General features: G+C 40.3%; 11 protein-coding genes. 2 read left to right on the forward strand and 9 right to left on the reverse strand.

All coding sequences use genetic code 11. From position 1 onward, the window contains the following. The first annotated feature begins 124 nt into the window (after window positions 1–124). On the forward strand, window positions 125–424 hold the full coding sequence (flgM, locus tag ACWPWK_RS03125) for a flagellar biosynthesis anti-sigma factor FlgM (protein ID WP_109373801.1): 300 nt from the start codon (window positions 125–127) through the stop codon (window positions 422–424). A 13-nt stretch (window positions 425–437) separates the two neighbouring features. Further along, window positions 438–878 carry a flagella synthesis protein FlgN gene (locus ACWPWK_RS03130; protein WP_109373857.1) on the forward strand — a complete coding sequence of 147 codons (441 nt, stop codon included), beginning with the start codon at window positions 438–440 and terminating at the stop codon, window positions 876–878. 322 nt (window positions 879–1,200) lie between these two features. Here the strand turns inward: ACWPWK_RS03130 and flhA are convergent, their stop codons facing one another. From flhA to cheW, 9 genes are all read right to left on the reverse strand, one after another. Then, on the reverse strand, window positions 1,201–3,291 hold the full coding sequence (gene flhA, locus ACWPWK_RS03135; protein WP_109373802.1) for a flagellar biosynthesis protein FlhA: 2,091 nt from the start codon (window positions 3,289–3,291) through the stop codon (window positions 1,201–1,203). Then, on the reverse strand, window positions 3,284–4,432 hold the full coding sequence (gene flhB / locus ACWPWK_RS03140) for a flagellar biosynthesis protein FlhB (RefSeq protein WP_109373803.1): 1,149 nt from the start codon (window positions 4,430–4,432) through the stop codon (window positions 3,284–3,286). The genes flhA and flhB overlap by 8 nt, the downstream gene beginning before the upstream one ends. 422 nt (window positions 4,433–4,854) lie before the next feature. Next, window positions 4,855–5,511 carry a protein phosphatase CheZ gene (gene cheZ / locus ACWPWK_RS03145; protein ID WP_109373804.1) on the reverse strand — a complete coding sequence of 219 codons (657 nt, stop codon included), beginning with the start codon at window positions 5,509–5,511 and terminating at the stop codon, window positions 4,855–4,857. 9 nt (window positions 5,512–5,520) lie between these two features. Beyond that, window positions 5,521–5,910: a chemotaxis response regulator CheY gene (gene cheY / locus ACWPWK_RS03150; protein WP_023581807.1), complete on the reverse strand. Its 390-nt coding sequence runs from the start codon at window positions 5,908–5,910 to the stop codon at window positions 5,521–5,523. Between the two features lie 59 nt (window positions 5,911–5,969). Continuing rightward, complete coding sequence (locus ACWPWK_RS03155) at window positions 5,970–7,022, reverse strand: protein-glutamate methylesterase/protein-glutamine glutaminase (protein ID WP_109373805.1); 1,053 nt, start codon at window positions 7,020–7,022, stop codon at window positions 5,970–5,972. Continuing rightward, on the reverse strand, window positions 7,015–7,905 hold the full coding sequence (gene cheR / locus ACWPWK_RS03160) for a protein-glutamate O-methyltransferase CheR (protein WP_109373806.1): 891 nt from the start codon (window positions 7,903–7,905) through the stop codon (window positions 7,015–7,017). Before cheR ends, ACWPWK_RS03155 begins: the two co-directional genes overlap by 8 nt. Before the next feature lie 6 nt (window positions 7,906–7,911). After that, window positions 7,912–9,558 (reverse strand): methyl-accepting chemotaxis protein, encoded by a 1,647-nt coding sequence (locus tag ACWPWK_RS03165; RefSeq protein WP_109373807.1) that lies wholly within the window; start codon window positions 9,556–9,558, stop codon window positions 7,912–7,914. 59 nt (window positions 9,559–9,617) lie between these two features. Beyond that, the gene (locus ACWPWK_RS03170) at window positions 9,618–11,324 is read right to left on the reverse strand and encodes a methyl-accepting chemotaxis protein (protein ID WP_109373808.1); all 1,707 of its coding nucleotides are present in this window, start codon (window positions 11,322–11,324) and stop codon (window positions 9,618–9,620) included. Between the two features lie 383 nt (window positions 11,325–11,707). Continuing rightward, window positions 11,708–12,208: a chemotaxis protein CheW gene (gene cheW, locus ACWPWK_RS03175; protein ID WP_109373809.1), complete on the reverse strand. Its 501-nt coding sequence runs from the start codon at window positions 12,206–12,208 to the stop codon at window positions 11,708–11,710. Window positions 12,209–12,223 lie beyond the last annotated feature (15 nt).

Raw genomic sequence — 12,223 nt, forward strand, 5'->3', positions numbered from 1 at the left:
ACTAAGATTAAAGTTTTTGATTTCACAGCCGATATAAAGAAACAAGATGATAGGCGAAAACACATAGGTTGTTTTACAATGGCTTCATCTGACTATTAATTGATGCCTAACAAAGGATTTTCCTATGAGTATTGAACGCGCGAATCCACTGCTTCCGATTAACGCAATTACACAACGCAACCCGAGTGAAATCACTCAGGGCTCTCGTAAATCGGGAACAACTGAACAAAAAACTGCAACAGGCGACACTTCTGTAAAACTTAGTGAAGCGCAGAAGAAACTTGTTCAACCTGGAAATAAAGACATTAACGTTGAGAAAGTTGCTCGCTTGAAAGAAGCAATTGCCAACGGAACATTAACCATGGACAGTGGTAAAATTGCGGATGCTCTTTTCCGTGAAGCTGCTGAAAGCATAACTCAATAATATTTTAATGATTATGATGGAAGAACTCCGCCAGACTTTAGATCTTCAATTATCACAGCTTAATACCATTGCAGGTATTTTACGTGCTGAACAACAGTTATTATGCGCAGGTAATATTGATATCAATGCCCTGCACGAAGTGACTGAACAGAAGAATTTTGTCTTGTCTGCTTTAGGTCATACAGACCAACAGCGTCATACGCTAAGCCAACAAGCTGGTGTAGAAAAACCTTATACAGGGTTGCCGTTCTTATCTGATTTATGGACACAGATAATAGACATCACGGCGGAGTTAAGATATCTAAATCAACATAACGGATTACTACTCGATCAACACATCTCTCGTAATAGTGATGCTATCCGTTTTTTGCAGAAGAACCACAGCCCAACCCTTTATGGTTCTGATGGGCAAGCACAGCGTTCAACACTGGCTGGGCGTAAAATTCAGGTTTAGGTTTTTTCGATAATTATCAGAATTCACACGAAACGCTATCAATATTGATAGCGTTTTGCTTTGCCAATAAAACACCACTCACTTTAAGCTGCCAGCAGATCACACTAGCACTGTTATCTATTATCCTTTCGTGGCACATCATTTTTTTCGCTAAGCTATCTATTTATTGATGCACCGACTTCTCTCCCTTTACTGTGAAGAAAAAGCTAACACCATGTTCTAACCCTTTGCACTCTTCAGTTTTATCAACCATTACAAACACAAAAAAGACCACTTAATAAAGTGGTCTTAAATTTAGATAATGACATATTAGGGAGAATGATTAATGAGGTTGTCCACCAATCATTGATGTCATACGAATACGACGACCTTCACTGACTTCCATATTCGACAATACAGCTAATTGTGGCAGGCTACGGCGTAAGAAACGTGACAATAATGAACGTAACGCATGATTGACTAATAATACAGGAGCTCCACCAGACATCTCTTGGTGACGTACCGCATCCGCTGCTTGTTGTTCAATATTTTCAGCTAATCCTGGCTCTAAACCGCCGCCACTTTGCATTGCTTGAACAAGGATACGCTCTAAGCTTGCATCTAACCCAATGACTTGGATTTCATCTTGATCGCCAAACCAGTGTTGTGTAATCGCACGGCGAAGTGCAACACGGACAACCGCCGTTAATTCAGCCGGATCTTTCTGATCTGGTGCATGCTCTGCTAAGGCTTCTAATATGGTTCTCATATCACGAATAGGCACTTGTTCAGACAGCAGGTTTTGCAATACTTTGTGCAATACAGTGAGTGAAAGCATATCTGGGATCATATTTTCTGTCATTTTAGGGAGCTCTTTACTCACCCTATCAAACAGCATTTGTGCTTCTTGACGACCAAATAATTCCGATGCATATTTCGTTAATACATGGTTAAAGTGCGTTGCAATAACAGTACTTGCAGCAACAACGGTATAGCCCTGAACCTGAGCTTGCTCTCTTAAGCTGTCATCAATCCAAACAGCAGGTAAACCAAATGCAGGCTCTTGAGTAATATCGCCCTCTAAAGAGCCAACGGCATTACCCGGATTGATTGCTAACCAACGACCTGGATGCGCTTCACCGTGACCAATTTCAACCCCTTTCATTAGAATGCGATAAGAAGAAGGCCTTAATTCCATATTGTCTCGGATATGAACAACAGGAGGAAGATATCCCGTTTCCTGAGCAAACTTTTTACGAATACCACTAATTCGGCCTAACAGCTCACCATTTTGGCGACTATCTACCATTGGAATTAAGCGATACCCTACTTCCATCGCTAATGGATCTTCAAGTTGTACATCTTCCCATGAAGCTTCAACAACACGATTTTGTTTTTCAACTTCTTCCATCTCTTTTTGTTGTTGCACTTCAGGATTAGCGTTACGACGTAAGATATACCAACCTAATCCACCTAATGCTGCGGTGAAGAAAAGGAAAACAAAGTTAGGCATTCCTGGCACTAAACCTAACAGACCTAGCACACCCGCGGTTAACATTAGAACGCGAGGATTGTCAAACAGTTGGGTAACCATCTGTTGCCCAACATCTTCATCTGTGGCAACACGAGTAACGATAACACCCGCTGCTGTTGAGATAATCAATGCAGGAATTTGAGCAACCAGACCATCACCAATGGTTAAAAGAGTATAAGTCGTTGCCGCATCGTTTAATGCCATCCCGTGTTGAGCGACACCGACAATAAGACCACCCACCACGTTAATCACAAGGATCATTAAGCCTGCGATGGCATCACCACGAACGAACTTACTCGCACCATCCATTGAACCGTAAAAGTCGGATTCCAATGAAACTTCTTTACGGCGTTTTTTTGCTTCGTCTTCGTTGATAATGCCTGCATTCAGGTCAGCATCGATTGCCATCTGTTTACCCGGCATTCCATCTAGCACAAAACGCGCACCTACTTCAGCAATACGTCCCGCACCCTTAGTGATAACCATAAAGTTAATCAAAACAAGGATGATAAAGACTACAATACCGATAGCAAAGTTACCGCCAACAAGGAAATGGCCAAAGGCCTCAACAACGCGTCCCGCAGCATCTGGCCCTGTATGCCCTTCCATTAAGATGATACGTGTTGAAGCTACGTTTAGTGATAAACGTAACAACGTAGTAAACAGCAAAATAGTAGGGAAAGCAGCAAAGTCCAAAGTACGTCGAGTGAACATTGCGACCAACAGCACCATGATGGAAAGTGCGATGTTAAAGGTAAATAATAAATCCAATAGAAAAGGTGGCAATGGCAATACCATCATTGACAGTATCAACAAGATAAGCACTGGCCCTGCCAGTATCTGCCACTGAGAACTTTTCCAATTTCCCGGCAAGCGGAGTAATGAGGCCAAATTAGCCATGACGATTATCTTCTCCAGCAAAGTCCAGTGCGGGAGGCACTGGCAAGTTCATAGGTTGTTTAGGTTTTAAACCACCTTCGGTTTTCCATCGTTTCAGTTGATAAACCCATGCAAGCACCTCGGCAACCGCAGCATAAAGGGTTGAAGGTATTGCATGACCTATTTCACTGTGACGATATAACGCCCTAGCAAGCGGTGGCGCTTCTAGAAGCGGAATTCGATTTTCTGCACCAATCTCTTTGATTTTTAACGCAATAGCCCCTGCACCTTTTGCTAAAACTTTAGGTGCCGTCATTTTGTCGTTATATTGCAGTGCAACAGCATAGTGTGTTGGGTTCGTAACAATAACGTCTGCTTTCGGTACATCCGCCATCATTCGGCGACGAGACATCGCATGTTGTTGCTGACGGATACGCGCTTTAAGTTGAGGATCACCCTCTTGTTGCTTAAATTCATCTTTAATTTCTTGGCGCGTCATACGTAGCTTTTTCAAATGGCTACGAATTTGGAAAATAATGTCAAAAGCCACCATCGGGATCAGCATAAAAACCGTGATATAAACGGCAAAAATCAGCAGTTGCATCGCATTGGCTAGCGCACTAAGCGGTGGCAGTGTGATCAGATGGAGAATATCGTTCCAGTTGTGCCATAAAAAAACGGTTGCGGCGATCCCCACAAAAGTTGATTTCAGTATCGCTTTAAATAACTCAGCCAACGCATTCATTGAAAACATACGTTTTAACCCAGAAATAGGGTTCCATTTTTTTGGATCAAACTTAATGGATTTACTGCTAAAGTTAATCCCGCCTAATAAGGCAGAGCCACCAATTGCCACAAGCACTAATCCCAAAAACACGGGAGATAGCGCAAAAACAGCTTGTTTAATCAAGCTACCAAATCGAGGGATCAACAAATTCTCATTACCAATAAGGTGATGATTAAACGTAAATCCTTCTGTTAACATGGCATGTAGCCCACGAGTGATAAATCCACCACTCATCCACAGCAAACTCACGCCCCCCAAGATCATTAATACGGACGATAGCTCTTTAGAACGGACAATTTGTCCATCCTTTTTGGCTTTTTCCCGTTTATGGGGTGTGGGTTCCTCTGTTTTTTCGAGATCGCTATCTTCAGCCACAGTCTGTCCGATTTAGATATTGAGATTAAAAGCATGAATGAAATGACTCTAAGCATGACAAATTCAGAGGAAATTGATGGGCTGAACAATCGCAAATTTACGGGGCTTTTTGGGCTATGACGGCATGCACTGGAAAAACAACCCAATGATAAAAATGGAGATATAAGCAATATTGACGCTGATAATAAGGAAATCAGCAAAATTCATAGTAAAATTGAGTAATTTTACTTTTGATTATTATATCGACAACATCAAAAGCCGCTTAGAAAAAGCGGCTTACATTTTCTTCAATAGCGTGGGCTATTAAAGCATTATTACGTACTTTTTTATCCATAAAATACATCATCCTAAAAGAGCTGAGCATAGAGCGAATGCGTCCTGCATATCTCAACGTCCTTATCGCCCTAAAACTCATTAGAAGGTTAGAAACCTAAACTTTCCAGTAAATCATCAACTTGATCTTGATTTTTGATCACACCAGCGTTGTTTTTGTTAACCTGTGGACCATTTAATAAAGAGTCAGTCTCTTTCTTCACATTAGACTTTTCAAGTTGCTCTGGTGGCAGGTTTTCCATTAAGACCATCACAAGTTGTTTTTCAATTTCTTGAACGACACTCATCATGCGCTTAATTACCTGGCCGGTCAGATCTTGGAAATCCTGTGCCATCATAATTTCCAATAACTGACTGTTAGTAAAAGCCGTACTCTCAGGGATATCCCGCAAATAATTGCGGGTATCGGTTACAAGAGAGCGTACATCTTTCAGCTCTTCTGGCTGTTCAAACCATTGGTCCCAACGTTCAGTAAGCTTAGTCGCATCGGTACTTAACGCATCCTGTTTAGGCTGCGCAGCTTCGACACAGTTCAATGTACGCTCAGCTGCCTGAGCGGTCATTTGAGCAACATAGTCCAGTCGTTCCCTAGCGTCAGGGATGGCTTCTGCTGCTTCGGCTATTGCTTTATCCAATCCTAATTCTCGCAAACTGTCGCGTAACATCCGCGTCAATTGTCCGATCCGGCTGATAATATCAGATGTCATTTCAATATTATCTTTCGGCATAATTGGATTCCCACTCATTGCGACTCCTTAGATGCCCAGTTTTTCAAAAATTTTATTTAGTTTTTCTTCAAGAATTGCTGCTGTAAAAGGTTTAACAACATATCCACTTGCACCAGCTTGCGCTGCTGCAATGATATTTTCTTTTTTAGCTTCAGCGGTCACCATCAATACTGGTGTTGCTGCAAGTCCCGCGTCACTACGAATATTTTTAAGAAGCTCTAGACCATCCATGTTTGGCATGTTCCAGTCTGTAATCACAAAATCAATTGCCGAATTGCGTAATTTAGCTAACGCGTCAGCACCATCTTCTGCTTCTTCTACATTCGTAAATCCTAATTCCTTTAGCAAATTACGAACTATGCGGCGCATTGTTGAAAAATCATCAACCACTAAAAATTTCAGATCCTTACTTGCCATTGAAAACTCCTTCAAAATATATCGGCAAATTACTGTGTTGCTTTTTAAACTGAACTTAATCAGATACGCAATGATTGCGTGCTACTGATTTTCATCAGTACGGCTTTACTCATTGCGCTTATGCTTTTCACTTCGTCTACTGCGCCTAATTCAACCGCAGCACGAGGCATACCAAAGACGACACAACTCGCTTCATCTTGTGCAAAGGTATAACTACCAGCGCGACGCATCTCTAATAAACCAGCAGCACCATCACTTCCCATTCCGGTTAAAATCACACCGATGGCATTACGTCCCGCATATTTTGCGACAGACCTAAATAGCACATCGACAGAAGGACGATGACGATTGACCGCAGGCTCTTTATTAATGTGGATCTGGTAGTTAGCACCATTACGACGAAGCTCCATGTGATAATCACCTGGCGCAATATAAGCATGCCCAGGCAATACACGTTCGCCGTCTTCTGCTTCTTTTACACTAATTTGGCATAAACGATTTAATCGTTCTGCAAATGAGTGTGTAAACCCTGCGGGCATATGTTGCGTAATTAATATCGCAGGGCTGGTAATAGGTAATGGTTCTAGAAAATTACGAATAGCCTCTGTGCCACCAGTTGATGCACCTACAGCAATCAACTTTTCACTCGAAATCATCGGTGTAAATGACAATGATTTAGAAGGCGGTGCTTGTACTTCTCGGCGATTAATTCGTGCCTGTGCAGCAGCACGAATTTTCTCGGCAATCAGTTCACTATAAGCCATCATACCTTCACGCAAACCAAGCTGTGGTTTAGTCACAAAATCAACTGCGCCCAGTTCTAACGCTTTTAACGTCACTTCTGAGCCTTTTGCTGTTAATGATGAGACCATAACGACAGGCATTGGTCTTAATCGCATCAGTTTTTCCAAGAAATCAATACCATCCATACGTGGCATTTCAACGTCTAACGTTAATACCTGTGGGTTGTACTTTTTTATTAAGTCACGAGCCACTATAGGATCTGGTGCACAATCAACAACTTCCATATCGCTATGACTGTTGATGATTTCTCGCATGATTTGACGCATTAGCGCCGAATCATCAACACAGAGTACCGTTATTTTATTCATAACCTCTCCTTGCTGGTGTCAGCCCGTAAACGGTATGCCCATGCAAGTAGAAATCCTTGCTAAGCTGGCTTACATTTTCAGAATGTCCAACAAACAGCATTCCGTCTGGCTTAAGTAATGAGGTAAAGCGGTTAAGTAAGGTTTGTTGTGTCGCTTTGTCAAAATAGATCATGACATTACGACAAAAAATCGCATCAAAACTGCCTTCTAAATCCCATTGCTTATCGAGTAAATTCAAATACTGAAAAGAGACCATCTCGCTAATTTGCTGTCTAATTTTCACGTATCCTTCAAAATCGCCGACACCTTTGAGAAAATATTTTTTCAAATATTCATTATTTAATGTTTTAAGCTCTTCCTGTCGGTAAACACCTTTTCGTGCTTTATCCAACACATTAGTATCGATATCGCTGGCAATAATTTTGGTTTTATAAGGGTTATTTCCAAAAACATCGCGTAAAGTCATCGCAATTGAATAAGGTTCTTCTCCAGTAGATGCAGCTGCACACCATACTCGGTAGACGCCTCCTGCTCTTTTTCTGGCATGTTTTGCCAAAATAGGAAAATGATGCGCTTCCCTGAAAAATGCGGTGAGATTGGTTGTTAATGCATTTACAAACTCTTGCCATTCAGGGTTGCGTACATCACTTTTAAGAAACGCAAGATAGTCACCAAAGTTATTCATCCGTAATTCACGTAACCTCCTAGTGAGACGGTTATAAACCATCTCCCTTTTGTTGTTAGTCAGCACAATACCTGCCTTTTGATAAATCAATTGGCATATAGATTGGAACTGATCATCGGACAACATAAACCGTTGGGTAAAAATATCCAACGGTTGAGCAGCGATATCTGATAAGACTTCAGTAACATTACGTTTCATTGTTTTTTAATGGGTCTTTTTAAAAAATGATTTTTTATCTGCTTTTTTCAACCCATTACCTTCTAGGGATGAAGAATTATTATCCTCATCCGTGTCAGGCAACTCGAATGCCGATACAGCATTAACAAGGTTATTAGCCTGATCTTCTAATGCTGCGGCAGCAGATGCTGATTGCTCCACCAAAGCAGCGTTTTGCTGTGTCACCTGATCCATCTGACTGACTGCATCAGCGACTTGGTGAATACCTCGGCTTTGTTCATCAGAAGCTGAGGCGATTTCTGCCATTAACTCAGTGACTTTATTTACTGATGTGACGAGTTCCTCCATTGTCTGCCCTGCATTATTAACGAGTTGAGAACCTTGAGAGACACGTAAAACAGATTCATCAATCAACAATTTAATTTCTTTTGCAGCATCAGCACTACGTTGAGCAAGGTTACGAACTTCTCCAGCAACGACAGAGAATCCACGTCCTTGTTCACCCGCGCGAGCAGCTTCAACCGCCGCGTTAAGTGCTAATATATTGGTTTGGAACGCAATACCATCAATCACACTGATAATAGCCCCTATCTTTTGAGAACTTTGTGTAATCGCATCCATGGTTTCAACAACACTATGCGTGATTTGACCACCACGTATGGCTGTTTCAGAAGCAGATTCTGCGAGCTTACTCGCTTGCAGAGCGTTATCAGCATTTTGTTTTACCGTTGCTGTTAACTCTTCCATGCTTGCCGCAGTTTCTTCTAACGAAGCAGCTTGTTGTTCAGTTCTTGAGGATAAATCCGTATTTCCTTTGGAAATTTCTTGAATACCAGAATACATAGCATGGCTGTTATCACGAACGGTACGAATAGAACGCGCGAGCTCACCACGCATATCTCGTAGTCGTCTAAACACATCCCCTATTTCATCATCGGTGAAGACAAGAATTTCACGATTTAATTTACCGGTAGCAACATCATTAAAATAATGACTTAAACTTGCGAAAGGCTTAATGATATTAAAACTTAGCCAGCGATGAGCGGCGAGTGATACAACAATAACCATCGCTATTGCACCGATAAACATCAAGATAGCGATAGTATAAGAGCGATGTCCTTGCTCTATAGATTCAGTAATTTCGCTCTGAACATAATTCATATAGGTATTAAATGAATTTTCCATCGCTGTTTGATAACGTTCCGTTGGTTGATCTAAAAAACCTTGGAAGTTATTGTTTTTTAACATGCTATGTAATTCAGTTAATGCACCATATAAAACGTGATAATCGTTTTTTACAGCTTCAACGATTTCTTTTTCTTCTGTTGGGATTGCCTCTTTATTTATCTCAGCAAGGAAATTTTGAAAATGAGTATTCGCCGTTTCCAAACGTGAAAGTGCAATTGATTCAATAGATTGAATATAATCCGTTGACTGTTCAGTTTTCACTGCAATAGCTACACGATTAATCGCATTACGTGTTTGTATTAAAGATGCCCAACTTAATCCTAATTCATCTCGCTTAGATGTATCTATATCTACTTTGGTGAGTTGTTCGTTATTCAAATGAACGATCCCTAGCGAAATACCACTAGAAATCACCTGCATAACGCAAAACATCATCAGTAATAAATAGAGACTGGTGGATATCTTTAATTTGCGAAACCTAAACATGCCTTCACCTCGTTTAAAGCGGTGGTTAAAAGCCACCGCTTGTCAGCCACTTGTTGTTGTTAGAAAGTTTCCCAGTTAGCGGGATCTTCAACACTGCTGCTCTTTTTCTTTTCTGAGGTTCCTGGTTTTATAAGTGGAGCAGCGGCTTTAACTACAGGGGTTGCATCCGATTCCTTTCTTTCTAGCGTTTTTTCTTCCTGACCCGGTAATTTGAAGATTGAAACTAAGCGGGTTAATGCAACTGCTTGATCTTCAAGACCAGCAGCAGCGGCTGCAGATTGTTCTACTAAAGAGGCGTTTTGCTGAGTGACACGATCCATTTCAGAAACCGCAAGGCCAACTTGTGAAATACCTCGGCTTTGCTCATCTGATGCAGAAGCGATTTCGCCCATGATGTCAGTAACACGCGTTACTGAATCCACGATACGCGTCATCGTCTCACCCGCACTTTCAACGAGTACAGAACCCGTTTCAGTACGATTTACAGAATCTTCAATCAGTGTTTTTATTTCTTTAGCAGCTTCTGCACTTCTCTGTGCAAGGTTACGAACTTCACCGGCAACTACCGCAAATCCGCGACCATGCTCACCAGCTCTTGCTGCTTCAACAGCCGCATTCAGTGCCAAAATATTGGTCTGGAATGCAATGCCATCGATAACAGCTGTGATATCGGTGATTTTCTGAGAACTTCCGGCTATGTCGTGCATCGTTTGCACCACATTAGCAACAACTTTTCCGCCTTGGCGGGCAATATCTGAGGCGTCATTAGCAAGGTTACTTGCTTGGCGAGCATTGTCCGCGTTCTGTTTCACGGTCGCCGTTAACTGTTCCATACTTGCAGCAGTTTCTTCTAACGAAGCCACTTGCTCTTCTGTACGAGCAGATAAGTCATTATTTCCAGCAGCAATTTCACTTGTACTGTTATAAATGTTTTCCGTACTTTGATAGACACCACGAACAGTTTGAATAAGCTCTTGTTGCATATGTTTTAAACCATTTGCTAACAAGCTCATTTCATTGCGACCATTCACTTCGATATTTGGACGTAAATCACCTTCAGAGAAGGTTTTAATACTTAATAGAAGTGAATTTAATGGTCTAATTAAGGCATTACGTAATGCAAACCAGCATAGAATTAATGCAGAGATAACGATAATAGCTAACACAACCATAGTAATGACAGTACGTTGATGAGAGGCTTCTAGTGCCACATTTAACTCTTCGTTAAATTTCTCATTGCGCATGACATATGCAAGATATTCTTTATAAAAAGCGTCTTGATAACCCGTAGTTGGTTGCTCAAAAAAGTCTTTTAAGTTTCTATCTTGAAGTAAAATTTCTAGTTGGTTTAATGCAGAGAAATATTCGATAAAACGTCCTTTTAAACTACGAACATCATCTTCTGAGTGAACTTGATAAGCGGTAATATTCTTTTCAAATTCTTTAAATTTCTCGTCTGCACGAGACATATTTTTACGAGCAAGCCCCGTCAAATAGTCAACAGACAGAGAATCATCTACATTAAGATTTTTATCTTGTAATAAAAAACTAATCGCTGCACGATTAATATTATTACGCGCTTGTAGTAAGTTAGCCCAGCTTTCATCTAGACGCTCACGTTGATCCTGTATTATTAGTGTTTTATTCAGGTCATTCCTTGTCTCAACGATATTTGAGTAAAAAACACCCCCTGAGACAAATTGCAAAACACCAAACAACAGAAGAATGGATAATAATCCAGTCACTATTTTCATTCGGCTAAACATAGTTTCCCTTTTTATAATAAATGGTAATGAGCAAGTTATCGGCAGACTTAAGAGAAACTTTATAGGTCTCATTTCGTCTTAGTCATGTTTTTGCCCCATTAAAAAGCGGTGGTAATACTGTTTTTAATTAAAATTATAAGTATAAAAAACTTTAAAGTTATTTCCGTCAGTAGAAAAATATTATAGCTAGGTGATAGCTACTTATAAGTTAATAAATAATAAAATAGAACTTAACTAAAATTATTAGTTCTTTTTTATCTTTTAATTTTACTTAAAGTTAATTTGATGCTTTAGCACTCGCTAATAAAATAAAAAAGATAGAAATAGCTATTCCGGCAAAATTACCGGAACAGTATTTAGATTATTTTTTAAAAAATAAAAACTTATTTAGCTTGAATTGTTGCGCTATCGACTAATTCCATTTCTTCACTGTTGAGTAATTTTTCAATATCCACAAGAATAAGCATTCTTTCATCTAAAGTACCTAAACCTGTTAAATACTCAGTAGACATTGTGACCGCAAACTCTGGCGCGGGGCAGATCTGCTCTGGTTTTAGCGTAAGAACATCAGAAACGCCATCAACAACAATTCCTACAATTCGATTTAATAAGTTAACCACAATAACAACAGTATTGTCATTATAAGTTATACTTTCTTGTGAAAATTTAATACGCAGATCAACTATCGGAACAATAACGCCCCGTAAATTAGTTACGCCTTTAATAAAGCTAGGTGAATTAGCAATACGTGTAACTTGGTCATATCCGCGAATTTCTTGAACCTTTAAAATATCAATTCCATATTCTTCATCGCCCAGCGTAAAAATTAGAAATCCTTGTCCAACAGTTTCACCGGATAATTTCTCGAAATGTTCCGAAGCCATAATCTTATTTTATCC

The sequence above is a fragment of the Proteus sp. Marseille-Q3619 genome (genome assembly GCF_965283115.1).